The following is a 25,337-nucleotide window of genomic DNA, read 5'->3' as shown; positions in this document are numbered from 1 at the left end:
TTGGAGAACGCATGACCATCACCGTCCGTCCGCTTACTTTCGGCCAACGCCGGCGCCTTACCGTGACCCGCCGTGCAGGTCCCGGCAGCCTGTTGCTGACCCTGCTGCTGCTGGCCCTACCGGCGGCGGCCGGTTGCCCCGAGCCATCCAGCGTCGACCTTGCCGCCATCAAGGGTATTGGTGAACGCACGGCCCTGCCCGCCGACCGTGAGGTGATTGTCGACGGCGTGGTAACCGGCGAGTTTCTCGGCCGCGGGCGGCTGGGCGGTTTCTATCTGCAGCAGGCGACCGAGCATGGCCCCGTCGGCCTGTTCGTCTATATGCCTGATGCGACGCCGAGCGATGGGGCGCTCATCGCTGCCGGCACGCACCTGCAGCTCCACGCCCACACCGGCGAGTACCGCGGCCAGATCCAGTTGCAGCGGGTCGAGCGGATAGAAACTTGTGCCCGCGACCAACTGCCCGAGCCGCTGAGGGTCGACTGGCCGCTCAGCGAGGAGCAGCTGTCACGCAGGGAGGGGTTGCTTCTGACGTTTCCGCAGGTGCTGACCGTTACCGGCAACCATGAGCTGGCCCGCTACGGCTCACTGAAACTGGCCGCCACCCGCCTGTTCCGACCCACGAATGTGCCCGGCGAGCTCCAGCGGAGGGATATCCTCGAGCTGGACGACGGCAGCTACCGCACCTTCCCGAACCCCATTCCCTACCGGGATGCGAACGGCTCCCGCCGTGTCGGCAGCACCGTTGAGGGGCTGACCGGGATACTCACCCATGCCTTCGACGCCTACCGCCTGCACCCGACCCTCGAGCCGCGCTTCGAGGACGCCAACCCGCGCCCGGAACCGCTGCCGGCACCGGGAGAGCGGCTGCGCGTGGCGACCTTCAACGTCGAGAATTACTTTCTCACCCTCGGCCAGCGTGGTGCTGCCAACGACGACGAGCTGGAGCGCCAACGGGCCAAGCTTGCCGCTGCGGTGGAGGGGCTGCAGGCCGACATCCTGGCCCTGGTCGAAGTGGAGAACAACCCGCGTGCCCTGGCCGACCTGGTCGAGCAGCTCGGCGAGCGGACCGGTATCCGCTATCGTGCAGTGGGTGGTGATGTCGACCGCGGCAACGATGCGATCAAGCTCGCCCTGCTCTACCGGCCGGAGCGGGTAGAAGCCGTGAGCGAGCTCTATGCCGACGACAGCCGCGTCCATCACCGCCCACCACTGGCGGCCTTCTTCCGCAGCGTGAACGGCGGCCCGGCCTTCGGTGTGGTGACCGCCCACTTCAAGTCCAAGTCCGGCTGCCCGCCCAGCGGCGATGTCGACCGCGGCCAGGGCTGCTGGAACCAGCGCCGGGTGGAACAATCCGAGGCCATGAACGCCTTCCTCGACCGCCTCGCTGCCGCCGAGGAGCACGAGCGTCTGCTGCTGGCCGGTGACCTCAACGCCTACGGCGCCGAGGACCCGATCCGCACCCTGACCCACGCAGGGCTGGTCAACCTGATGGCCCGCGAACTGCCGCCGGAGCGACGCTACAGCTATGTGTTCCGCGGTGAGTCGGGCTACCTGGACCATGCCCTGGCAAGCCCCGAGCTGGCCGCGGCAGTGGAAGAAGTGCGGCCGTGGCCCATCAATGCCGACGAGCCGCCCTACCTCGGCTATGACGGGCCGGACAACGCCGCGCCCCACTTCCGCCCCGACCCCTTCCGCTCCTCGGATCATGACCCGATCGCGGTGGACCTGGAGTGGCGTTAGGTGGGAGCAGCTTGAGGCTCGATGATGGGGGCGCCGACCAATATCGTGGACGCCCGCATCATCTCAAGGGGATCAGTAACGCCGACGTCCCAGGTCGATGTCGTCGCGGTTGGTGGCCGCGCCGACGGCTGCGCCCAGGCCGCCTCCGATAACCGCCCCCCTGGTCACGCTGCCGCCGGTCATGTAGGCGGTGCCGGCACCGGCGGCTGCCCCCAGGCCGCCGCCACTCAGCGCTCGCTCGCCGGTGGTGGTGCCACAGCCTGTGAGTCCCAGGGCCAGCACGCCGGTCAACAGTCCGATAGATAGCATTCGCATGGCATTTCCCTCCCAATAGAGTCAATTACGACCAATCATCCCGTTTGATTTCTTTGGCAATCAAGCAACCGCTCCGGCTTCGGCTTCGGTATCCACTCGACGCCTTGGCCGGAGCGAAAGTCATCGAAGCCGCGCAGCGCAGCACCAAATCGCATGTCATTGCGACCACTCTGGTTGCCGATGCGCTGTATCCCTTATACAGCCTCGGTAGGAAGACGGTTCATGGACCGGATAACGATCCACACTCTTTGAGAATTTCAGGCACTTGAGTATCAAGATGGCGACAAGTAAGGCTGAACCGCACCGGAGTTAAGGAGGGGTTCTTCGCCCCTCCCAGGCATGACTCCACCAGTGGCTGAACTCATCAATAGAGAGCTGCAAGGGCCCCGCCAGGCGTCGTGGTGGGCACCGAGTTGCGAGATATCCGTGACGGCAGCTGGCTGAGCGAACACTCCAGGTGTCCGCTCAGGCCGGATGCCACGGCTCAGGGCGCCGACTCGGGCCCCGGTATCGCACTTGGATAGTCGATATCGCGAATTACCCCCGGATCGGCTACCGGCACGGCAATCACCCTGTCGGCGAACCGGGCGAGAACCGGGCTGGCCCCCAGATCATCCAGGTTGGTGGCCAGGGCAGGCCAGAAGTCACGACCGAAGAAGACCGGATGTCCGGGTATATCGAGGTAGAGGGGTCTGACGATGGTGTCGGCAGCAGCTCGTCGGGCCAGCCGCTGGCAGGTTTCGGGCCTTACCCAGGGCATATCGCCCAGCCAGATGGCGACGCTGTGGACATCACAGCGCGACAACGTCTGGTCGAGCTCTCGCAAGGCATGGGCGATGCTGCCTCCAAGCCCCACCGGAGCAGCGGGACGGATGACCAGCACCATGGCCTCGGGAATTCCCAGATCGGCGGGCGCTACGCGGGTATCCACCACCACCCTCACCTGCTCGAAGGCGTCCATGGCGGCGGCCAGGGTAGTGGCGAGTAGCGTGCGACCGTCGGCGAGACGCGCCAGTCGCTTGTCACTGCCGAAGCGCCTGGAGTGCCCTGCCGCCATGATCAGGGCCAATGAGTGCTTAGAGCGCATCTCGCGCCTTGCCCCGATGGACCCGAACGATATCGGCCATGACCGCCAAAGCGATTTCGGCCGGCGTCTTGCTGCCGAGACCAAGGCCAATGGGCATGGCGATCCGGGCGACCTGCTCGGGGCAGAGTCCTCCAGAGCGTAGCAGCCGTGCCTCGCGCAGACGTGAGGTCTGCCGCGACCCCATGACGCCGACATAGAAGGCGTCGGTGCGCACGGCCTCGATCATCGCCAGATCGTCGATGCGAGGATCATGGGTCAAGGCCACCACGGCGGTGGCGGCATGGCAGGCCCCCGAGGCAATGAAGGTCGAGGGCAATACTGCCTGCACCTCCACCCCCGGTACCGCAAACGCCCGGCGCGCCTCCTCTCGAGGATCGCAGACGATGACCTCGAAGCCCAAGGTACTGGCGAAGCTGGCACAGGCCTGGGAGACCGGTGAGATACCCGCGATGATCAGGCGCAGTGCCGGGCCGATGCGCACGCCGATGATGCCTTCCTCCCAAAGGATGGCGGGCCCCGGCGCCTCGGCCAGCGCGAAGTGCGCCCCGCGACCATCCAGTGGCACACGCCGAATCAGGGCTCGTCGGCCGAGCAGGGTGGCATGCACCACCTCCAGGTGGGTCAGGGTGGCCGCGTCGGGCTCCAGCCGCTCCACCAGCACCTCCAGGCTGCCTCCGCAGGGCAACCGCACACGGCTCGACCCCGGAGCCTCCCCCTGGTCGCCATACCGGATCCGTTGCACCGGCTCGCTGAATTCCCCCTGGCGCAACCGCTCGAGAAAGTCCTCCTCCACACAGCCACCGGAGAGCGATCCCAGATGCTCACCGTCCTGACGTGCCACCAGCATGGCGCCGGGCTCCCGGGGCGACGAGCCAAAGGTGGCCAGCACCGTGCACAGCCATAGACGATGGCCCCGGTTGGCCCACTGCAGGGCGCGCTCGATGACCTGCAGATCGAGATGCTGCATCAGCTGATCGCCTCAACCGGAGCCGACCGAGCAGCAGCCAGGGTGCGGCGCACCACCTCCGGTGTGAACGGGGGATGGGTGAAGCGTACCCCGGTGGCATCATAGAGGGCGTTGGCGATGGCCGGAGCGCCGGGCAGGGAGGTGGATTCCCCGACTCCCAGCGGCGGTGCCTCGGGGCGCTCGAGAAGCATGACGTCGATATCAGGCAGCTCGGAGAACCGCAGGATTGGATAGCCGCCCCACTCCCGGCTCACCGGCAGGCCATCCTCGAAGGAGACCCGCTCCTTGAGGGTCCGGCTCAGCGTCTGGATGACGTTGCCATGCACCTGATGACGCACGCCGGCCGGATTGACCATGAGGCCGGCATCCTGGCCCACGACCAGCCGCTCGATGACGATGCGTCCACTCTCGGGGTGCACCTTCAGCTCCACCACCCAAACCGCCAGGGCCGCACCGAAGCCGGGAAACTTGCTGTGCACGTACTGGGCGTAGGCAACCCCTCGCCCATGGTGCCAGCCCTCGACCACCCGGAGCGAGGAATGGGCGACCCGAGGCTGCCAGCCCGCTCGCTCGGCCACGGCCTCGGTCAGCTCCACCGCGCGCGGGTCGGCCAGGTAGCGTAGCCGGTAGGTCACCGGATCCTCGCCGGCCAGCTGGGCCAGTTCGTCGATATGGCTCTCATGCGCGAAGGTGTTGGGCATGGCCGAGACCCCTCGCAACCAGGAGGCGCGCACCAGGGTCGGCACGTCATCGCAGGCGATCTGCCGATGCGGGTAGCGATAAGGCGGGACCGAGGTACGATCCCCCATCTCGAAGGGGATATCGCTGGGCTTGACGGTACCAGTCAGCAGCAGGGCCAGGGTCGGGGCATTGTTCGAGGGGTAGCGGGCAACGAAACGATAGCCCGCCGGGCTACCATCGGCGTTCAGTCCCCCCTCGACCTCCATCAACTGGGCCGCGCCCTTGGGCTCCCAGCCATGCTCCTGTTCCCGGGTCAGCTGTACTCGTACCGGCCGCTCCACCGCACGCGACAGCAAGGCAGCATCGGCCCCTACATCGTCGGCACAGTTGCGGCCGTAACAGCCAGAGGCCTCCATACGTGTGATGGTGATAACGCCCTCATCGAGCCCCATCAGCCGCGACAGATCAGCGCGCAGGCTATGGGGATTCTGAGTGCCGGACCACACCTGCAACCGGTCGTCACGATAGTCGGCCACCGAGCAGGAGGGGCCGATGGAGCCGTGCAGCTGGAAAGGCCAGACATAGGTGCGAGATACACGATGGGCAGCCCGGGCCAGCGCCTCCTCCACGTCGCCCTCTTCCAGCAGGTGACGCCGTTGGGCCGGCAGCTCTCGCAGGGCCTGCTCCAGGTCGTCGAGCCGGGCCAAGCCCTCCGGCTCGCGCCAGGTGACCTTGAGCTGCCTGGCCGCTGCCGCGGCCTGCTCCTCACGCTCGGCGACCACGCCAACGAAATCGCCGATCACCACTACCTGGATCAGCCCGGGCATGCCGGCGACCGAAGCCTCATCCACCGCCACCAGGCTGTTGCCGACAAAGTCGCCGCGATCATGGCCGGTATAGGGTGGGCGGATCACTCGACCATGTAGCATGCCGGGCAGGCGCAGGTCATGCACGAAAGTCAGCTTGCCGACGGCCTTGTCGGGAATGTCCACCCGCGGCGCCGACCGTCCTACCAGTCGATAGTCACCGGCTGGCTTGAGCGGTACCTCATCGGCGAGCTTCAAGGCGTGACGCTCGCCGTGGAGAAGATCACCGTAACTCACGGCGGCTCGCCCCCTCTCGAGCGGCAGAATGTGTCCCTCGACACACCGCAGGCCGCCTCGCTCCATGCCAAAGTGGCTCGTCGCCAGATCCAGCAAGTATTCGCGCGCCTGGGCTGCCGCACGCCGCAACGGCTCGGCGGTGATCTGGATGGTGGCGCTGGCGATGGTCGGCCCCTGGTTGGGCACCTCAAAGGGATGGCCCAGCACCATCGTGACCTGCTCGAAGGCGACCTCCAGCTCCTCGGCGACGATCTGGGCCAGGGCCGTGCGAATGCCGGTACCCAGATCCACGTGGCCGTTGAAGGCCATCACCCGACCATCCGCGAGCACGGCGATAAAGAGCTCGGGCTCCGTGGGTATAAAATCAGAGTGTGCGCCCGGTTGGCCCGGCGCCGGCTTGGGCGGCACCACGGGCTCTCGGTAGACCACCAGCAGGTCGGTCCCATGGAGGAGCGAGTGTCGGTCCGGCAGTGATATGGACGCCATTCAAGCCTCTTTATCTGTTATCGGTGGCCAGGAACGCGATACGGTGGAAGCAGCGAAACGGCCTGAAAGGGGCCAGACCGGCTTGCTCTGTCCACCAATTAGTTATAGTGTATACACCATAAATAAGCACGAATACGCCGTCGTCTGCAAGCCTGTGTCGCGCCTGCGTTGACGCTCGAGGCTGCTCTGCCCCGCCACCAAGGCCATACTCGGCGTTGACACCGTGACAGCCAGAGGTCGTCGACAGCACACCAAGGATGCTCCATGACTACAGAGACGCCAGCTCACGCCGCCATGTCCAGCGACCACCGAACACCCGCCGAGCAGGGTTATGACTTCTCCGAACAGGTTGGTCACCTGCTGCGCAAGGCCTACCAGCGCCATACGGCAATCTTCCAACGCTACAGTTGTGACAAACAGCTGACCGCGATCCAGTTCGTCACCCTGTGCACGGTCATGGAGCGTGGACCAAGCTCGCTCACCGAGATCGTCAATGCCACCGCCATCGATCCCGCCACGATCCGCGGGGTTATCAAGAGGCTCAAGGCACGGGAGTGGATCACTCTGACCACCGATCCCAGCGACCAGCGCAAGGTGATGGTGGTCATCACCGAGGCGGGAGAGACCCTGGTCGAGACCATGGTGCCCATCGCCAAGCAGATCAGCGATCAGACCATGAGCAACCTCAACCCCGCCGAGCGTATCGCCCTGATGCATCTGCTGGAGAAGATGAACGCCGACGGTTGAGGTGGCCGCCCGGCCGCCGTCGGCCGGGTCGGGTCAGTCATGACGCAAGTGGTTCAGCGTCTCGTCGAGGGAGACTACGTCGCCGTACTTGCTGTCGATATCGAACAGGTTGGCCTCGTGGGGGGCGGGGTGGCGATCACCGACGCAATCGCGCACCACCATCACGCGGAAGCCATGCTGCAGGCCGTCCACGGCGGTGGCACGAATGCAGCCGCTGGTCGAGCAGCCGGTCAGGATCAGGGTATCCACCCCCATGGCCACCAGCGTCGGGGCCAACGAAGTGCCGAAAAAGGCGCTGGCGTACTGCTTGGTAATCACCAACTCATCGTCAGACGGGATCACCTCCTCACAGAATGTTGCATAGGGGTTGCCCGGCACCATGGCACGCATTACCGGTGCCTTCTTGACCCAGATGCCTCCATCACGCTGATCCGGCGCCAGGTAAAGGATATTGGTATGGATAACCGGCACCCGGGCCTTGCGCGCCGCCACCAACAGCCGCGGCATCCTTGCCACCGCCTCTACCACACCCGGGGCATAGAGCGGCGAGCCAGGCGTGGTGTATCCCTGCATGAAGTCGACGACCAATAGAGCGGGCTTGTTACCGAAACCGATCCGGCCATCCCAGACGCCTTTGTAGTTGTCGCTGGCTTCCTGAGCGTGTTGCGTCATGACGATCTCCTCAGTAGGCGCCCGACAGCAGAGCGCCGGCTCCCGGCACCACCGGTTCGAGATCGAGGGCCTTGAGCATGGCATAGGTAGTGGCGATAGCCGCGGTGACCACCGGCTTGCCAGTGATCGCTTCAACCTTGGAGACGGCGGCCAGCGATGGCATCTGCACACAAGCAGAGAGCACGATGGCATCCACGTCGCTGTAGTCGAGGCCGGCGACAATCTCCGGCAAATTGGCTGGATTGTGGCGGGCCACGTCGAGGTTATTGGGAATCTCCAGCGCGCGGTAGTCGACCACCTCGACGCCCTCCTCACGGATATAATCCACCACCATCTCGGTAAGCGGCTTCATGTAAGGCGCAACCACTACCACGCGCTTGGCCTTCATTACGCCCAGGGCATCCACCAGGGCGCCGGCACTGGTCACCACCGGAGTGTCGCAACCGTTCTCCTCGGTGCGGCTACGCAGGCGCCGTTGGGATTCGCGGTGGTAACCCGGCCCCATGGACATTATCGCCACCAGGCAGGCATAGCCCATCACATCCACAGCCGCGTCGGAGAGCTCCAACGCACAGCGGTCGGACTCGGCATCCATGGCAGCCAGTTCATCCTTGCTCACGGTCTTCATGCGCATGCGGCTGGAGTGGAAAGTGAAACGCTCGGGGCGAATCAGTTGCCTCGCAGCCAGCATCGCGGGAATTTCCGTCTCCATGGTGATGTTGGAGCTGGGTACGATCTGGCCGATACGGTATGTCTTGGTCATGGCGCAAGGCCTCTCTCAGAGTTTAGTGTCCAGGAAGTCCCCGAAGGCGGCGAAGAAGCCCTCGTAGTCGTCCCAGGGAATCATGTGTCCCGCCCGCTCGGCGGTGGTGATGCGAATCGACGGCAGCAGTTCGCGGATCTCGGCACGATCTTGATCCTGAATCACCCCGCCCTTGCCGGCGCAGATCAACAGCGTCGGTACCGTCACACCGGGAAGGTCCTGGTGGATATCCACGCTGTGGAACTCTTCGAAGGCCTGGACGATAGCTGGCTCGTAGCAGGTATGCAGCCATTCGGCGCGCAGGCGCAGCTGGTCCTCGCTCCAGGTCGGGCAGTACCGACGCATGGTCTCGAGGTCGGCCCCCCGGGTGCAGTCGCGGATCGAATCCACGTACCAGGGCAGTTTGCTGGGGTACTCGCGGCGCCCCGGACCGGAGACCGGTGGATCGATCAGCACCAGCTTGTCGATGTCTCGAGCGCCCCGGGACAGGGCACGCAATGCGAAGCGGGCGCCCATGGAATGGCCGGCAAGAATGACACCCTCCAGCCCCAGCGCCGCAATGAACGCGCTCACGTCATCGGCACAGGTATCGGTGTCGTAGTCGAGTTCGGGACCGCTGGAGGAGAGACCCCGGCCGCGCACGTCGAGTACATAGGTATCGAAGTGTCGGCCAAGACGCTCGGCCACGAATCCCCAGGTCACGGCCGGGCTGGTGATACCGGGAATCAGTACCAGCGGCTGGCGAGTGGCCGATGCCTCTCCGCCATAGCGCAGGTAGTGCTGGCGAATGCCATTGGCCTGGACGTTGGCGCCGTACAGGAAGGTACTGCTCATGCCGGACTCTCCTCATCGGTGTGCTGCAGCTGCTTGAGCGGCACCTCATAGACGTCATAGCCGAAGACCCAGGCCGGGTCTTCGTCATGACGCAGCCAGGTGTTGTCATGGGAGACCTTCTGCACGCGGGAGGCGCGCTCGAAGCGGTTGGTACGGTACAGCTCGAAGGCATCCTGATAACGGTCGGCACCGACCTTATCCAGGCAGCGCACCAGCATGGCGGCATCCTCGATGGCCATGGCGGCACCCTGGGCCATGTGCGGCTTCATCGGATGGCAAGCATCGCCAAGCAAAACCAGGCGGTTTTCATGCCACAGTGGCAGGGGGTTACGCTCGAGCAGCGGCCACTTGGTGACCGTCTCGGTGCAGTCGATCAGTGCCTGGACCGTGGGGTGATAACCCTCGAAGGCCTTGCGCATCTCTTCGCGAGAGCTGTCCACGAAGGAGGTACCGTGATTCCACTCCGGCTCCGGTACCCCGGTGACGTAGTAGTACTCCTTCTCATCGCCGGTCACGAAGTAGACCATCATGTGGCGATCCTCCGACCACCACTTCACGCACGCCTCGAAGTCGAGGTCATAGGCCTTGAGCTTCTCTGCCGAGATGATCGCGCGATGGGCGACCCAGCCGCTGTAGGTAGGCGCCTCGGGCCCCAGCAGCTTCTCGCGGATGCGTGAATTGACGCCATCGGCACCGATCACCAGGTCGGCCTCGTCGGTAGTGCCATCGGCGAAGGTCATGATCACCTTGTCGCCGTTGTCGTCGACGTCCACCAACCGCTTGTCGAAGTAGAGCCGCTCCTGATCCAGGGTGCTTACCATCAATTCATGCAGGTCACCGCGGTGCACGGTGATATAGGCCGCACCGTACTCTTCGCGTGCGAAAGCGCCGAGCGGAATGCGCGACAGGTACTCACCGCTCCTGCCATCGCGACTGAACCAGTGCGTCGGGTGGGAGCCCATGGCGTTGAGCTTGTCCTCGATGCCGATGCGACGCATCACCTTCATGACGTTGGGACCGAGGTGAATACCGGCACCCAGCCGGGAAAAGGCCGGTGCCTGCTCGTAGACCCTGGTGTCGTAGCCAGCCTGCTGCAGGAGCGCACCCGCTGCGGCGCCTCCGAGACCTGCACCAATAACGGCAATTTTTCGATTCTTGGTCATTTACTCCACCTGTTTGATTTTATTGATCTTCCTCGATGCCCAAAGGGCAGAGGGCATGCGCAGAGCGACTCTTCGTCGGGGGGCGCTCCAGCATGGGGCACACGCCGGGGTAAAACGAGGCTCAACTACAACGTATACACCATTTATTTTTACGTCAAGCACCGTTTACCCGATCGTCTCGCCGAGCGCCCACATCAGGAGAAAAAGAGAAGAATCTTGACCAACGCCCATGAAACAGTAATTTTTCGAAGGAAAAGCATGACGCAGATCATAGCTTGCAGAAACAGGACGCAAGGTGCTATATGTGTAGAAACCTAAAATTAATAGCGTATACACTGCAATCAATCAGCACATCCGGATCCGCAAAGGGAAGCGCAGGGTGATGCCTGAACTGGCTCCTTCAGGAGTCGATAAATGTGGATAGCGCCAAGAATAACGACGAGTCCCTATGACCGAAGCGATCTCCCTGACTGTTAATGGCCGTTCCTACGAGCTGGCAATACCGCCGGACACCCCCCTGCTGACCGTCCTGCGCAATGACCTGGAACTCAACGGCCCCAAATACGGCTGCGGCCTGGGCGAGTGCGGTGCCTGCAGTGTACTGATCGACGGCATGGCCGCCCGAGCCTGTGTGCTGCCGGTTTCGGTCGCGGTCGGGCATGAGATCCTTACCCTCGAGGGCCTGGCCAGCGAAGGCCGCCTCGACCCAGTCCAAAGCGCCTTCATCGAGGCCCAGGCCGCCCAATGCGGCTACTGCCTCAATGGCATGATCATCAGCGTGCGCGCTTTGCTCAATCATACCCCTAGGCCCTCATCAGCCCAGCTGCGGGCCGCTCTGGAGTACAACCTCTGTCGCTGCGGCACTCACGTGGAGATTCTCGAGGCGGCGAGTCGCGCCGTGGCAATCAGCACCGCCGAGTCGCCGGAGGCGCCCCATGAGTGATCGGCAGCCCCCCACTTCCCGGGCTGAACCCACAGAGCTCCCCGCTCCGCTTGCGTCGCCCAAGCGCTTCGGTGTAGCGGTAAGGCCGCCCCACTATGCCTGGAACGGCGAGCACTTCGTCAGCGATCGACTGGTAGCCGTGGATCGGACCAGCGTGGCGGGCCTGCCGGGCCGAGTTGAAATCGTCATCGAGGGTGATTTCGTGGGCGTGGTGGCCGACAGTCTGGCCGCGGCGCAAGACGCTGCGCGGCACCTGAGGCTCGAATGGCGGGCGCCCTCCGGGGCCGGTCAAGGTGACGCCACCCCGCTTCCCGTGACAACCGGGGCGGCATCCCGGGAGCTGGCGACGGAATATGCCAAGACGGCCTCGTCCCATCGACATGACTATGGCTGGCCGAGCCGACTTCGCTGGGGCGATACCCCCGGCTGGGTGGTGGCCGACTGCTCCGGTCAACGCCTGATGCTGTGGGGAGAAACGATCACGCCCGAGGCCTTGATTCACGACCTGATGACCCTCACCGGCCTGCCGGCCGAGCGGATCGAGCTCTACGGGACCACCCCGGCGCGGGTCTCCGGCCTGGGGCGTCACTGTGGTGACGATGCCGCCGTGGATGCCGCAGTGATGTCCCGGCAACTGGGCTGCTCCGTGGCGGTATGGCTGGATGCCGCCTATACCCGTGATGTGCATGCCCTGGGACAGGCACAGCGCATCACACTGAGCGCCGACCTGGCGGAGAGCGGCGATATCGCCGACTACCGCTATCATCAGGCCCATGCCTCGGGCGATATCGCCGCCGTAGGCCTGTGGCTCTGCGGCAGGCCGCCCGCCCGGCGGACCGTGGCCGGCAGAACACCGTTCTTCTCGCCTTATGACTTCAATAACGCCCAACTGACCACCCGTCGCGACGATCATGGCACCGGTCGGCGCAACGAGCACCTCGCCGAGATCCAGCAGGCCTTTGCCCGGGAATCCTTCCTGGACGAGGTGGCCCACGAAAGTGGTCAGGATCCTCTGACGCTGCGGCTACGTCACCTCGACGACGCCCGTGGCGTCGAGCTGATCACCTCGGTGTCGCAGCGCGCCCGATGGGGCGAAGCGCTGTCGTCCGTCACTACCACATCACCGGATCGGCTGCGCGGTCGCGGTTTCGCCTATTCACAGCTGCCCGACCGGCATCAACGCATCCCGGAAGGCGTGCGCTCGGCCTGGATTGCCGACGTGGAGGTGAACCGTATTACCGGTGACGTGACCTTGGCTCGGCTGGTGGTCGGCCAGGACGCCGGCCCCGAGGTAGACACGGATCGCCTGCAGCAGACCCTGCAGGCCCGGGTGCTGGGTAGCGCTCGTCCGCTGCTGGGACGCGACCCGGCCTTCGACGAATGGGGCGATGGCAGCAAGGACGATAAGAATGTCGATCCGACGCCCGGCGGTGCGCTGGCAATCCACACCGCCATGGCAACCAGGGAGAGCGCAGACGCTGAGGCAACGACCTCGCTGCTCCAGCCGCTCGACGACGTGAATCTTGCACCCGGCGTGGCGGTGATCGCCAATGCGCTGTTCGATGCCACCGGCGTGCGCTTCCGTCAGCCACCCTTCACCGCCGGCCGCGTACGTCAGGCTCTCCACGACCAGGCCGATTCCTTGCAGGAAGAGACACCCGGCAGACCGACCAAACGCTCTGGGCGCCGTTGGCTCAAGGCGGCGGCCCTGACCGCAATGGCCGGCACGGCGGTCATGGCCTGGCCCTGGAAGGGAGCGATCACGCCGATCAACCGCCCCGCAGCCAACCTCTATTCCGCCGAGACCATCGAACGGGGACGGCTGGTGGCTGCGGCCGGCGACTGTGCGGCCTGCCATACCGTCGAGGGAGGTCAGGAGAATGCCGGCGGACGTGCCTTCGAGACGCCATTCGGAACCCTCTATAGCACTAACCTGACGCCCGACGAGGGGACCGGGATCGGCCAGTGGTCCTATGCGGCCTTCGAGCGCGCCATGCGTCACGGCATCAGCCGCGATGGCAAGCATCTTTATCCGGCCTTCCCTTACACGGCCTTCGCCAAGATCAGCGATGCCGACATGCAGGCGCTGTATGCCTACCTGATGGCCCAGCCCGCAGTGAGCGCCGAGACACCGGCCAATGCGCTGAGCTTTCCGTTCAACTTCCGGCTATTGATGGCCGGCTGGAACGCCCTCTACCACGACCCCAGCCCCTTCGAGCCCGATCCCGGCCAGAGTGAACTCTACAATCGCGGCGCCTATCTCGCCGAAGGCCTGGGACACTGCAGCGCCTGCCACACGCCGCGCAATGCCATGGGGGCCGAGCGCAGCGGCCAATACGCCCTCTCAGGCGCCATGGTGGACGGCTGGGAGGCGCCGCCGCTCAATCGGCTGTCCCGCTCGCCAATTCCCTGGAGTGAGGCCTCCCTCTACGACTACCTGCGCCACGGTGCATCGTCACTGCATGGTGCAGCCTCGGGCCCCATGGCACCGGTGGTGGCCGGCCTGGGCAAGCTGCCCGAGTATGACGTACGCGCCCTGGCCCACTATGTGGCGGTCCAGATGGACGCACCGGCAGGCGATAGCGAGACCGTGCAAGCCGACGCTGCGGTTCGCATCGCCACAGCCCAGAGCGGCCCCGCCGGCATGGAGGAGGGAGAACGCCTGTTCGAAGGAGCCTGCGCCAGCTGTCATATGGAGAGTGGCGCGCCTTCCTTCACCAGCGCCCAGACCGCGCTGGCATTGAACACCAACCTACATAGCCAGCATCCCGACAATGTCATCCAGTCGATCCTGGGTGGCGTGCATGCCGACCATGTACCCGGCCTCGGCAATATGCCCGGTTTCGCCGACAGCTTCAGCGACTCCCAGGTCGTCACTCTGACGGCCTATCTACGGGCGCGTTTTGCGCCCGACCAAGCCCCCTGGCGAAACATCGAGTCGCGCGTGACGGCGATTCGCCAGCATAACAACAGTCCTTCCCCCACCCCTGACGCAACAACAAGACGAGGTTGATCATGAAAAGAAGCAAGTGGATATGGCTGGTCTGGGCAGTGGTCCTGCTCTGCTACCTAGTGCCCTACACGCTGTTGACTCATGTGCAGGCATGGTATGGCAGTTTCCTGTTCTGGACGATTGCCGGTCTCGCGGTCATCGCTCTGAACCTCTTCATCACCAAGGACTTCGAGGAGCACGGCAATGACTGAGTCACTGATCTGGTGGTCGATCGCCATCTATCTCTTGATTGCCATCGGCATCGCCATCCTGTCGCGCCAAGGCAAGTCGGAGAGCATGTCGGGCTATTTCCTGGGTAACCGGCAGATGAACGGCTTCGTATCGGCGTTGAGCTACAGTGCCACAACCTACAGTGCCTTCATGATGGTGGGGCTCGCCGGGCTCACCTACGCCGGTGGCGTCGGCGCCCTGGGCTTCGAGATCATCTACTTCGCTGGTGTCTCGCTGGTGGCCATCTTCGGGCCGAAGTTCTGGGCCGTGGGCAAGAAGTTCAACTTCGTGACCCCGAGCGAGATGCTGGGGCACCGCTACAACAGCAAGCGGGTCGCCATGGCGGTGTCGATAGCCAGCTGCATCTTCCTGATCCCCTATGCGGCAGTGCAACTGGCCGGGGTCGGCTACCTGCTGCAAGGCACCACCAACGGCGCCATTCCCTTCACCACCGGGGTGATGCTGGCCACGGCGATCGCTATCTTCTTCTCCTATGTGGCAGGCATTCGCTCGGTCATGTGGACCGACTCTCTGCAAGCGATCATGATGATCGTCGCCTCGACCCTGGTCGCCTTCCTGGTCATCCAAGGCCTCGGCGGCTTCGCCGCATTGTTCGAGACCCTGGCCACCGAACACCCTCAGTCGCTGACGGTACCGGGCCCCGGCCTGTTCAGCTTCATCACCTTCCTCGGCCTGACCATCCCCTGGTTCTTCTTCAGCCTGTCCAATCCCCAGGTCAGCCAGCGGCTGTTCATGCCCTCCTCGCTGCGCTCCATGCGGCAGATGCTGATCGGCTTCCTGGTCTTCGGCTTCATCTACACCCTGGTGTCGGTGCTCTGGGGTTTCTCGGCCCTGGCCGCCTTCCCGAGCCTGGAAAGCGCCGACCTGGCCACGCCATCGCTGCTGGCGTCCGAGTTCGTGCCGCCGGTGCTGGGCGTCATCGTGATGATCGGGATCATGGCCGCGGCGGTCTCCACCATCGACTCGATCATGCTGACCCTATCCTCGATGTTGGCGCGTGACGTCTATGCCAATGTCAAACCGGGTGCCAGCGAGAAGCGTCAGCTGCTGGTCGGCAAGATCGTCATTCCGGTAATCGCGCTCATGGCGCTGGGCTTCGCCGAGCTACAGCTCGACCTGATCGCGGTACTGTCGGTCGCGGCCTCATCCGGACTGGTGGCCATGGTGCCGGCGATCATCGGTGCCTTCTACTGGAAACGCGGCACCGCCGCCGGCGCTCTGGTGAGTGTGCTGGGCACCGGTGCCTTCGTACTGTTCGTCTATGCCATCGGCAACTCCTTCCTGGGGCTCCCCGCTGGAGTATGGGGGATCATCGTCTCCAGCGTGCTATTCGTTGGCGTAAGCCTTGTTACCCAACCTTGCCAATCTGCTGCAGATAGTTTTATGGAAGCCATCAAGGAAGAGCTTTCGAAAAAGTCGCTGAAGCCAAAAAAAAGCGAGACGGAACTCCCTCCTTCACTTCAGAGTAAAGTCCAGTAGCAACACGGACACACTGCACACAAACCAAGAGCGTAATTAGCGCTCGACAGGGGGCGAAATCGCCCCCTGCCCTAGAGCGTTCAACTACCAGAGTCAGGCATGCCAACAATTAACTCTCTTTCAAGCCAGATTCGCACGACGTATCCCAAGCCTTGAACCTCAACACCGACCTGAAGCGGAGAACATCATGGATCAGGCAAGCTTTACAGAAATTTGTCTTCATCAGCTAAAAATGTCGGGCGTTCATGAAGGCGAGAAAGTGATCGTTCTAACACAAGGTAGTGAAAGAATCGATTATGCTGACGCATTCATGGCGGCGGGACAGCGATTAGGCGCTAGTATGTATCATATGCGCTTACCTTCCCCACTACCTACAGGAGGATGGAATGTGGGCACCACTGGCCTAGCCAGCATGCCCGACGCGGTAGAGGCTCTCAAAAATTGCGACATGTTAATAGACTGTATTTTCCTGCTTTTTTCACCAGAGCAAGTGGCCATACAGGCAGCGGGAACGCGCATACTCACTGTCGTAGAGCCTCCGGAACTACTGGCCAGAATGCTTCCCAACCAAGAGCTAAAGGAGAAGGTCGAGATAGCCGGCGAGCTTCTTTCAAAAGCAAAGGTGATGCGTATCACCTCGGCTCATGGCACGGATGTTACGTACAAACTAAACACATACCCTACCGTCACAGAGTACGCCTGCACTGACGAACCGGGCCGATGGGATCATTGGCCTTCTGGCTTTGTATTCACAGGCGGTGATGATGATGGGGTGGATGGCACCATAGTCGTAGCACCGGGCGACATTCTGTTACCACAGAACATTTATGTTAGAGAACCCATTACATATACCATAGAAAAAGGATGGATCACTAACATTCAAGGTGGATTAGAAGCGGAAATTGTAAAATCCTACATGGCAAGCTTCGAGGATGAACGTGGCTTTGGCATGAGTCACATCGGATGGGGAATGAATCGAGATGCCAAATGGCATCGAATGGTTCCAGGAGAATTTCCTGGCGGCATGGGCATGGAACCCAGAAGCTTTTATGGGAATGTCATGTTCTCAACTGGTCCCAACAATGAGCTTGGCGGAAAAAATGATACCGCCTGCCACTTGGACATTCCTATGAGAAACTGCTCTCTTTTCCTAGACGACAACCCCGTATTGATCAATGGCGACATTGTAGAAAAGGACATTACAATTCGTCAGAAATAGGATCGAAAGCCCCAGGCCACTTTAACCTGGGGCGATTTCCTTCATACAGCAGACTGATCTACAGCACGTTGCGGTACTCGCTGCTGTGGCTGAATGGGTACAAACACGATCTATCGACAGTGTGTATTCACCACTCGTCCCGGTTTATTACTCACCACAACCCCGGCGAGATATAGGGGGGTACCGAAATAGAACTCTCGAATCGTTGTTTCAATCACCTTGGCTGGATGTCCGCAAAGGCACGGTGCCGGGCCAAGGCATGATCGACAGTTGAAACAGGCCATGGCCTCGCCAGGACGCCGCGCTAGTTGGCCTTCAGATGCTGATGGTCTGCTCCCCGGCATGACAGTTACCGAACTGCTCGACGATAGTCTGTCGGGCTCATGTGCCGATACTTGGTGAATACCCGAGCGAGAACCTGGTTGGACGAGTACCCGACCTCCTGGGCGATCTCACTAACCGAAAGCTCCGTCAGTTCAAGGAGCTCGCAGGCTTTCTCCACTCTCAGTCCCGTCAGGTAGACGCGTGGCGGAACACCGACGCTCTGCTTGAACATGCGTGCAAAATGGAAAGTTGAGAGTTGTACCTCCGCCGCCAGTTCGTCGAGACTGATGTCTTCCGCAAGTCGCTCCCTCATCAGCTCCATGCAGCGACGCTTTGCCCACGGGGCCAGGCCGCCCCTTGTCGGTGTGAACGGCGCCCCGCTCAACCGGCACAGCTCGGCGAGAATCTCGCAGCCGGCGGCCTGCGCCAGGAGACGCGACGGCACCCCCTCCTCATTAGACAAGGCCCATAGGTTCCGCAACGCAGATTGTATGGCCGGCGAATGAAATGACCCTCTATGCACACGAAAGCATTCCATCGAAAGCCGTCCGTCTGCGGCTTCATCGAGCACTTTCTGCCAGTGCGTTAGAGGAAACGATAAACTTCGAAGCTGATGGCTGGCATCGACCATGACCGTATTGGCGAAGTTCGGCGCGGCGAGAAAAAAACCGCCCCTTTCGCTCATCTCATCAAAATGTCCGCCTCCCATGTTTCCGCTGACACGGCAACCACCGAGTAAGTCCTGATACAGAGTGAGGTCCGGTACGGCAGGGTCAGACATGTCCCCGGCCGGTTGCGCTGCCTCAAGTAGACTTAGGATTCCGCCGGGCGATTTCATCATGCGTACATAGGAGGCGAGGCGGCCCTCGCAGTACCATTGGGTGAAGGACGAATAGGTAGTTGTTGTCACTGTAGTGTCCTCTGGCAGTGCAGACTGCTTCATACGAAGAGCTTTCGCTCCGGCACGCACATCAGATATGGCTCAAACAATGTTAGAAAACCGGGCCTCGGCCCCACCATAGTGGCCATTTACTGCATATGATATTACTAAATGATGGCTTTGAATCTCGTATTGTCCAGCAGCGAAATCCCTGCCAGGCTGTAATTCGGCTAGTCAGCATGCCCATAAGAAACAGTATAATTAGCCAGACAAAAACAAAGCTCTAGCAACTAGGGTTACGTTATAATCCTAGCTGATCCTTGCACTCTTCGCAAAGGGACGTGTTCACTAAAACTCATGCTTTGTGTCCCCACGATTGCTCGCCCCCCTTTATCAGTCCTTCCGGACCGGCTTAACTATTTGCGAAGGTGACACGTGGTCGCAGCACGTGATCGAACCAAGCGCGTAGCGACGAAGCGATGCTGAAGTACTGCATTGAAGCCCCAATCACTATTTTGCCATATACTTTTTACCCTAACGTATCATCTTGGATTACCGGTAGCCCTGATTCGCAAAAGCTGTGTTGCAAGATCCGGAACGCTGACAGGAACAACCAATAGAAGTCGATTCCCCTCTTCATTCACCGGGCCAGCGTCGTAGCGATGGCGTAAAGATTGTTACAATACTGTATCTGAACGACCCACACTTATGGGTTGTTTTGGCGCCTCCCTTAATGGTCTTTACGCTCCGCATGTTTTCGCAAATTATTAGGCCTCTGATAGCTGGAGACGGAAATCATGAACACGAGCCTCGGCACTAAGGCTGCTGTCGTTCTGCATGCGGACGCTCTGGATGTCGATTCTACTGAGCAGTACCCCTCAGACGTCCCGTTAGAATCCGTAGAAGCCGTGCGTCGGTTAATTGTTGATGCCCAAAATGTGTTGCGGAGCGATAGCGAAACTGCGATCGTGCGGCTGTCCTTGGCGATCGATCTACTGAACCACGCCGACCAGAGTAGTTCGGCACGCAACCGATTCAGAGGGGGACTGGCAAGCTGGCAAATCAAGCGCTTAGATAGCTTCATCGTTCAGCATATCGATTCTGCCATTCGCACAACGCAGTTGGCGGCGGCCCTCAACCTGAGCGTCAGCTACTTTTCCCATGCATTCAAGCAGGCCATGGGTGTCGCCCCCCAAGTTTACGTCGCACATAAACGCATCGAACTGGCCCGTCAGGTAATGCTGACAAGTCGAATGCCCTTGGCCGAGATTGCACTCGACCATGGGTTTTGCGATCAATCCCACTTCAGTCGGACGTTTCGACGCGAGACAGGGTTAACTCCGCAGAAGTGGCGACAAATTTTTGGCTAACATTGGAATGAGGAGACAGGCATCGTTACCCGGCGTCGGCCGAAAGCTTGCAGGGCATCGCCTGGGCCAGTTCGTCGATGGTAAGGCTCCGCTTGCAGGCGGCTTTCACAGCCTGGCTTGCCACCATTATCAGTCCACATCTTTACATAAGAGCGTGTAAGGAAAGGATGGCAGTTGCACGCCACCGCGTTCAGGAATGCTGTCGCCACGCATACGAATCAAGCTCTGCTGATGAATCGGTACGATCGGCTGGGCACCTTTTTTGATACACTACACAGTAATCGGGCAATTCGTTCTTCATGAACTCGCGTACGAAACCTTACGAGCGGTAGAGTGGGAGGAGCCGAGGGAACCCCGGCCCCAAAGTGATGCATTTATTTGCCAGATAGTCCAGGAAAGGGGATAAATTCAGCGTCATCGCCCGGTGGTAGGCGAAAGCGGCCATGTTCAAAGTCGCCCTCTACCCATGCCTGCTTTGCTGCCTCCAGTTTTTCCCGTGAAGAGGCGACGAAGTTCCAAGAGATATAACGAGGACCATTCAGGGTTTCGCCGCCCAGTAACATTAATCGAGCTCCAGCCTCACCGGCCCCAATTGTTATAGGGTCGCCTGGTCGGAACACCATCATGCGGCCAGCGTCGAAGGTTTCCCCTGCGATAATGACACTACCGGACATGACATAAATCCCACGATCCTCATGGCCATCCGGTAATGGGAGCTTTGCACCTGGCTGCAGTATCGCATCTGCATAGAACATTTCCGAGAAGGTTTGTACCGGGGCCCGCTCTCCCCAGGCCGTACCTAGAATAAGGCGCACTTCTTTACCCTCACCCTCCAGCATCGGCAACGAGTCTTCGCCATGATGCTCAAAGCTGGCAGGCTGGTCTTCATAGGCTTCGGGAAGTGCAACCCAAGTTTGTATCCCGAGTACCGAGTGCTTGTTCTGACGAGTGCTAGAACTGGTGCGCTCAGAGTGAGTTATCCCATTACCTGCTACCATCCAATTTACGGCGCCAGGACGAATCATTTGGTCGGTGCCAAGACTATCACGATGCTGGAACTCTCCTTGATACAGATACGTAACCGTAGCAAGACCAATATGGGGATGTGGGCGAACATCTATTCCCTCTTCTTCAAGAAACTCAGCAGGCCCCATCTGATCAAAAAAAATAAACGGCCCCACCATCTGACGTTTCGGGGAAGGCAGTGCGCGGCGCACCTCGAAACCACCCAAGTCTCGCGCGCGAGGTACAATCAGCGTTTCTATGTCATTCAAGCTACCGGCGGATGGGCATGTGGGCTCTAAACCAGGCATCCAGCTCATAAGTTTTCTCCAGAAGTGAGAGGCAGAAAAAATTGATTCGTATATTATAGCAACACATCGTGCCACTCCGAGTGGCGTGCAAACTGTGCTTTCGCAAATGGGCATAACGGCATGATTTTCTTACCCGAAGAACGAGCGTCCCTCACCGCTTGGCTCACTAGTGCCACACCCACCTTTTGTCCGCGCATGGCATCAGGAACTTCGGTGCTATCGATAATGATCATCGAAGACCCCGCTTTAGAATAGGTCATCTCTGCTTTGGCCCCATTGAGTTCAACTACATAGAGCCCCTTGGTATCGCTAGCTTCATGTGCAATGGTAAAAGAGTATTCAGGAATACTAGACATTTCTATTTCCTCGCTAAATTATTCGGAAAATCAGTCCCCCCAAGTAGTTCTCACGCTCGACCTTCATGTGGATGATTGAAAGTCAGGAAATGGCGCACAACCGGACCTTCCTTCCCTTGATGGAAACGTAAGACTTCTTCTTGGATATCGGCGGCTGATTTAGAAACGCGCTTATGTTGACGCAGATGCTCTGCCCAGGATTCGACTTGGAACCATTCCAGCATCAAGCTGGAATCAGCGGAATCCTCGGTAATGCCCCACGCATAGGCACCATCACGCCGCCTTTCACCCGAGAGCCTAGCCAATGCTTTCAAAAACGCTGGACGATCTTCCGGGGCGACTCGATACTCTATCTGGATAAGTACCGGTCCACGATCATACTCGACTGGAGTGGCCGTTAGCGGCTCGGGCCAGTGATTGGACGGTGCCAAGTCGGATTCGCCCTTGGGCAACTTGATACGATGTGCAATACATCCGATCGCCGCTAGCCCGACCGCACCAGAGAGTAGCGCCGACGACACGCCAATCACTTGAGCGATCACCCCCCATGCCAAACTGCCAGCAGCCATGGCTCCATTAAATACCGTCAGATATACCGCAAGAGAGCGGCCGCGCACCCAATTAGGAAGAATTGCCTGGGCGACACCATTGAGCGTGGTCAGCGCAGTAATCCAAGCGGCCCCAAGGATCAACAGCGAGGAAACTGCAAGCCATTTAGGTGGCGCCAAGGATAGCAAAGTCATGACGGCCGAAGTGACTAATGCGGAAGTGAGAAGTAGACCATCGGCGCTAAGGTATATACGCAGGCGAGGCATCACAGTAGCCCCTCCGATAGCCCCCAGGCCAACAGCTCCAAGCAATATGCCATAGAAGCTTGGGCCGCCTTCCAGTAACTGACGCGCGACCAGAGGCAGCAGTGCCCAGACTGAACTAGCCATCGCAAAGAAGAGAAAGGCGCGCAGCAGAACCACATGCAGTTCACGACTGGCGCGGGCATAGCGTAGCCCGGCCCGGAAAGCACCCGGGAAGCGTTCGGATAGGACATCCCGTTGCGTTGCGGGCCGTTTCCACCAAATCAGCGCAGCAATCACAAATACATAGCTCAGGACGTCTACTCCATAGGTAAACGCTGCCCCCATACTGGCCAGCAGCAGGCCGCCCAGCGCAGGACCTACGGCACGGGCAATGTTGATCCCCAGCGAGTTGAGTCCCACTGCGTTCTTGAAGTCTTTCTTGTCGACCAGTTCAGGAACGATAGCCTGCCAAGTTGGCCCCATCAGAGCAACGCCGATGCCTCCTATAAAAGTGAGCATGATCAGTGATGCCACAGAATGCAGATCCACAAGCGATAGAATGACGAGGCAAACGCTGACTCCGGCAAGCAGAAGCTGAACACAGATCAGTAACTTACGACGGTCGAGCATATCGGAAAGCACACCTGCCGGGATCGCCAAGAGAAAAACCGGCAGAGCAGCGGCAGCCTGCACCATAGCGACAGCCGCTGGCGAGGAGGATAGATCAGTTACCAGCCAGGCACTGGTCACATCACGCACAAAACTGCCAATGCTGCCGATGATGGTGGCCGCCCAAAGTACGGCGAAAAGAGTCTGCCGCAAAGGAGCAAAAGCATTGTCAGGTGATACGGGAAGTGGGTTGTCAGTGGCCGTACTCATGTTGCGCCACCCATCATACTAAGTGATTTTTTTTCCAACGAAATAAACATATACATTAGATAAACCTCCTCACACGGCCCAGCAAGAGCAGCCGAGAGCTCCAAAGAAGCCTTTAAGATCCGATGTTGGCACAGGGGAGCCCCACGCTTTAGCATGATCATGGCCATGTAGACTGCAGGCGCTAGCACAGCCGCAGGTGGCCATCGCATGAGCGTGCAACGGTGCCAGGGAGTTCTTGCCTGCGCCCTCTGGCTCGCCCCAGGCTCCATAGCCCTTGAAGCTGCGTGTCGGCGACCAGTCAGGCATCGCTGGCGGTAGTGGGTTGTCGTCCAGTGGCGCAAAATCCTTGTCACCATAGACAACGCGACCACCCACTACCGTTAGGTCGGAAGTCAGGAAGGAGATCTCGTCTTCAGGCACGCTGAAGAAATCCTGACTCGGTGCGATAAAGTCAGCCAAGTGGCCTGCCTCGATGCGGCCCCGCTTGCCTTCCTCGTTGGAGAACCAGGCCACCTTCTCGGTCCACATGCGCAGAGCCGTCTCGCGGTCGAGCAGATTCTTTCGCGGGTACAAACCGAGACCGCCGACTGTTTTTCCGGTAATCATCCACGACAGAGACACCCAAGGGTTATAAGAGGCTACACGTGTAGCATCGGTTCCAGCGGATACCTTAACGCCCTTCTCGAGCATGCGTTTGACGGGTGGAGTCGCCTCGGCAGCGCGAGCACCATAGCGTTCTACAAAATATTCGCCTTGATAGGCCATGCGGTGCTGCACCGCGATGCCGCCACCCAGTGCAGCGATACGGTCAATGGATTTGTCAGAGATGGTCTCAGCGTGGTCAAAGAACCAGTTGATACCATCCAGCGGAATGTCCTGATTAACCTTCTCGAATACATCCAGTGCGCGAGCAATGGTCTCGTCATAGGTGGCATGAAGACGCCACGGCCACTTATTCTGTGCCAGAATACGCACGACTTCTTCCAGCTCGCCCTCCATCTCAGGTGGCATATCTGGACGCGGCTGGCGGAAATCTTCAAAGTCCGCTGCCGAAAAAACCAACATTTCACCAGCGCCATTATGGCGGAAATAATCGTCACCCTGCTTATAAGTAACGCTTGAAGTCCATTTGAGAAAGTCCTCTTTCTCCTCCTGAGGCTTCTGGGTAAACAAATTGTAGGCCAAACGGATAGTCATGTTCTCTTCGTCAGCCAACTTTTGAATCACTGCATAATCATCGGGATAATTCTGAAAACCACCACCCGCATCTATAACGCCAGTAACCCCAAGACGGTTAAGCTCGCGCATGAAGTGACGCGTAGAGTTGACTTGGTAGTCGAACGGTAGCGTAGGGCCCTTAGCTAAAGTTGAATAAAGAATCATCGCGTTGGGCTTGGCCAGCAGCAGGCCGGTGGGGTTGCCATTGGCATCGCGGGTGATCTGGCCGCCAGGAGGTTCTGGCGTGGTCCTCGTATAACCGACGGCCCGTAAGGCAGCACCATTAAGCAGCGCACGGTCATAAAGGTGTAGTAGAAAAACCGGTGTATCTGGAGCAATCGCATTTATTTCAGCGACTGTTGGTAATCTTTTCTCAACGAATTGGTGCTCGGTGAAGCCGCCAACCACACGTACCCACTGTGGTGCCGGGGTAACAGCGACCTGGCGTCTAAGCATATCCATCGCGTCAGCCAGCGAGCGCACACCATCCCAACGTAACTCCATATTGAAATTCAAGCCGCCACGCACGACATGAGTATGGTTATCGTATAGACCAGGTAGCACGTTGCGACGCCTTAGGTCAACGATCTGGGTATTGGCGCCAACAAGGGTCATGACTTCCTGATCGGGACCGACGGCCAGGAACTTGCCATCCTTGATCGCGACCGCAGTAGCAGTTGGGTTGGCCCGATCGAGAGTTGTTATCCGGCCATTATAGAAAATAGTGTCGGGGGCAGAGTTAGGCATGAGGGTACTTC

General features: G+C 60.4%; 22 protein-coding genes. 8 read left to right on the top strand and 14 right to left on the bottom strand.

Annotated features, from left to right (window positions below):
• Positions 1 to 11: 11 nt before the first annotated feature.
• On the top strand, positions 12 to 1,742 hold the full coding sequence (locus DIS04_RS16015) for an ExeM/NucH family extracellular endonuclease (RefSeq protein ID WP_111414788.1): 1,731 nt from the start codon (positions 12 to 14) through the stop codon (positions 1,740 to 1,742).
• 72 nt (positions 1,743 to 1,814) lie between these two features.
• Here DIS04_RS16015 and DIS04_RS16010 read toward each other — a convergent pair whose 3' ends face one another.
• The 4 genes from DIS04_RS16010 to DIS04_RS15995 all read right to left on the bottom strand — a co-directional run bounded on the left by DIS04_RS16010 (position 1,815) and on the right by DIS04_RS15995 (position 6,381).
• Positions 1,815 to 2,051 (bottom strand): hypothetical protein, encoded by a 237-nt coding sequence (locus DIS04_RS16010; protein WP_179951291.1) that lies wholly within the window; start codon positions 2,049 to 2,051, stop codon positions 1,815 to 1,817.
• Positions 2,052 to 2,541: 490 nt separating this feature from the next.
• Positions 2,542 to 3,144, bottom strand: a complete 603-nt coding sequence (locus DIS04_RS16005; RefSeq protein ID WP_111414786.1) for a nucleotidyltransferase family protein — start codon at positions 3,142 to 3,144, stop codon at positions 2,542 to 2,544.
• Positions 3,134 to 4,111, bottom strand: a complete 978-nt coding sequence (locus DIS04_RS16000) for an XdhC family protein (RefSeq protein WP_111414785.1) — start codon at positions 4,109 to 4,111, stop codon at positions 3,134 to 3,136. The genes DIS04_RS16005 and DIS04_RS16000 overlap by 11 nt, the downstream gene beginning before the upstream one ends.
• The gene (locus DIS04_RS15995) at positions 4,111 to 6,381 is read right to left on the bottom strand and encodes a xanthine dehydrogenase family protein molybdopterin-binding subunit (RefSeq protein WP_111414784.1); all 2,271 of its coding nucleotides are present in this window, start codon (positions 6,379 to 6,381) and stop codon (positions 4,111 to 4,113) included. Before DIS04_RS15995 ends, DIS04_RS16000 begins: the two co-directional genes overlap by 1 nt.
• A gap of 264 nt (positions 6,382 to 6,645) precedes the next feature.
• On the opposite strand from DIS04_RS15995, the gene DIS04_RS15990 reads away from it, so the two are divergent.
• Positions 6,646 to 7,128, top strand: coding sequence for a MarR family winged helix-turn-helix transcriptional regulator (locus DIS04_RS15990; protein ID WP_275951359.1), 483 nt, complete (start codon positions 6,646 to 6,648; stop codon positions 7,126 to 7,128).
• 33 nt (positions 7,129 to 7,161) lie between these two features.
• Here DIS04_RS15990 and DIS04_RS15985 read toward each other — a convergent pair whose 3' ends face one another.
• The 4 genes from DIS04_RS15985 to DIS04_RS15970 are packed head-to-tail and all read right to left on the bottom strand — an operon-like array spanning position 7,162 to position 10,560.
• Positions 7,162 to 7,800 carry an isochorismatase family protein gene (locus tag DIS04_RS15985; protein WP_111414782.1) on the bottom strand — a complete coding sequence of 213 codons (639 nt, stop codon included), beginning with the start codon at positions 7,798 to 7,800 and terminating at the stop codon, positions 7,162 to 7,164.
• A gap of 10 nt (positions 7,801 to 7,810) precedes the next feature.
• Positions 7,811 to 8,563, bottom strand: coding sequence for an aspartate racemase/maleate isomerase family protein (locus tag DIS04_RS15980; protein WP_111414781.1), 753 nt, complete (start codon positions 8,561 to 8,563; stop codon positions 7,811 to 7,813).
• A gap of 15 nt (positions 8,564 to 8,578) precedes the next feature.
• The gene (locus tag DIS04_RS15975; RefSeq protein ID WP_111414780.1) at positions 8,579 to 9,397 is read right to left on the bottom strand and encodes an alpha/beta fold hydrolase; all 819 of its coding nucleotides are present in this window, start codon (positions 9,395 to 9,397) and stop codon (positions 8,579 to 8,581) included.
• A complete protein-coding gene (locus tag DIS04_RS15970) occupies positions 9,394 to 10,560 on the bottom strand; it encodes an FAD-dependent monooxygenase (RefSeq protein ID WP_111414779.1) in 1,167 nt (388 codons plus the stop codon). Before DIS04_RS15970 ends, DIS04_RS15975 begins: the two co-directional genes overlap by 4 nt.
• Positions 10,561 to 11,008: 448 nt before the next feature.
• On the opposite strand from DIS04_RS15970, the gene DIS04_RS15965 reads away from it, so the two are divergent.
• From DIS04_RS15965 to DIS04_RS15945, 5 genes are all read left to right on the top strand, one after another.
• Positions 11,009 to 11,503, top strand: a complete 495-nt coding sequence (locus tag DIS04_RS15965; protein WP_111414778.1) for a (2Fe-2S)-binding protein — start codon at positions 11,009 to 11,011, stop codon at positions 11,501 to 11,503.
• Positions 11,496 to 14,516: a c-type cytochrome gene (locus tag DIS04_RS15960; protein WP_111414777.1), complete on the top strand. Its 3,021-nt coding sequence runs from the start codon at positions 11,496 to 11,498 to the stop codon at positions 14,514 to 14,516. Before DIS04_RS15965 ends, DIS04_RS15960 begins: the two co-directional genes overlap by 8 nt.
• A 2-nt stretch (positions 14,517 to 14,518) precedes the next feature.
• Positions 14,519 to 14,707 carry a hypothetical protein gene (locus DIS04_RS15955; protein WP_111414776.1) on the top strand — a complete coding sequence of 63 codons (189 nt, stop codon included), beginning with the start codon at positions 14,519 to 14,521 and terminating at the stop codon, positions 14,705 to 14,707.
• Complete coding sequence (locus DIS04_RS15950; RefSeq protein WP_111414775.1) at positions 14,700 to 16,226, top strand: sodium:solute symporter family protein; 1,527 nt, start codon at positions 14,700 to 14,702, stop codon at positions 16,224 to 16,226. Before DIS04_RS15955 ends, DIS04_RS15950 begins: the two co-directional genes overlap by 8 nt.
• A 187-nt stretch (positions 16,227 to 16,413) precedes the next feature.
• Positions 16,414 to 17,445 (top strand): 2,5-dihydroxypyridine 5,6-dioxygenase NicX family protein, encoded by a 1,032-nt coding sequence (locus DIS04_RS15945; protein ID WP_111414774.1) that lies wholly within the window; start codon positions 16,414 to 16,416, stop codon positions 17,443 to 17,445.
• 349 nt (positions 17,446 to 17,794) lie between these two features.
• Here the strand turns inward: DIS04_RS15945 and DIS04_RS15940 are convergent, their stop codons facing one another.
• Together DIS04_RS15940 and DIS04_RS20970 are read right to left on the bottom strand one after the other, a co-directional pair.
• Positions 17,795 to 18,679, bottom strand: coding sequence for an AraC family transcriptional regulator (locus tag DIS04_RS15940; RefSeq protein WP_218938178.1), 885 nt, complete (start codon positions 18,677 to 18,679; stop codon positions 17,795 to 17,797).
• A gap of 382 nt (positions 18,680 to 19,061) precedes the next feature.
• Positions 19,062 to 19,160 (bottom strand): hypothetical protein, encoded by a 99-nt coding sequence (locus DIS04_RS20970; protein WP_218938177.1) that lies wholly within the window; start codon positions 19,158 to 19,160, stop codon positions 19,062 to 19,064.
• Between the two features lie 286 nt (positions 19,161 to 19,446).
• Here DIS04_RS20970 and DIS04_RS15930 point away from each other — a divergent pair, with 286 nt between their 5' ends.
• Entirely contained in the window at positions 19,447 to 20,019 is a 573-nt protein-coding gene (locus tag DIS04_RS15930; RefSeq protein ID WP_111414772.1) for a helix-turn-helix domain-containing protein, read from the top strand.
• Positions 20,020 to 20,393: 374 nt separating this feature from the next.
• Here the strand turns inward: DIS04_RS15930 and DIS04_RS15925 are convergent, their stop codons facing one another.
• The 4 genes from DIS04_RS15925 to DIS04_RS15910 all read right to left on the bottom strand — a co-directional run bounded on the left by DIS04_RS15925 (position 20,394) and on the right by DIS04_RS15910 (position 25,326).
• On the bottom strand, positions 20,394 to 21,341 hold the full coding sequence (locus DIS04_RS15925) for a pirin family protein (RefSeq protein ID WP_111414771.1): 948 nt from the start codon (positions 21,339 to 21,341) through the stop codon (positions 20,394 to 20,396).
• 44 nt (positions 21,342 to 21,385) lie between these two features.
• Complete coding sequence (locus tag DIS04_RS15920; RefSeq protein ID WP_111414770.1) at positions 21,386 to 21,688, bottom strand: GNAT family N-acetyltransferase; 303 nt, start codon at positions 21,686 to 21,688, stop codon at positions 21,386 to 21,388.
• A gap of 50 nt (positions 21,689 to 21,738) precedes the next feature.
• Entirely contained in the window at positions 21,739 to 23,361 is a 1,623-nt protein-coding gene (locus tag DIS04_RS15915; protein WP_111414769.1) for an MFS transporter, read from the bottom strand.
• Positions 23,362 to 23,430: 69 nt separating this feature from the next.
• Positions 23,431 to 25,326 (bottom strand): amidohydrolase, encoded by a 1,896-nt coding sequence (locus DIS04_RS15910; RefSeq protein WP_111414768.1) that lies wholly within the window; start codon positions 25,324 to 25,326, stop codon positions 23,431 to 23,433.
• Positions 25,327 to 25,337: the final 11 nt, after the last annotated feature.

The organism is Billgrantia lactosivorans, assembly GCF_003254665.1.
Lineage (GTDB): Bacteria > Pseudomonadota > Gammaproteobacteria > Pseudomonadales > Halomonadaceae > Halomonas > Halomonas lactosivorans.
This window is presented reverse-complemented; position numbering and strand designations above follow the sequence as displayed.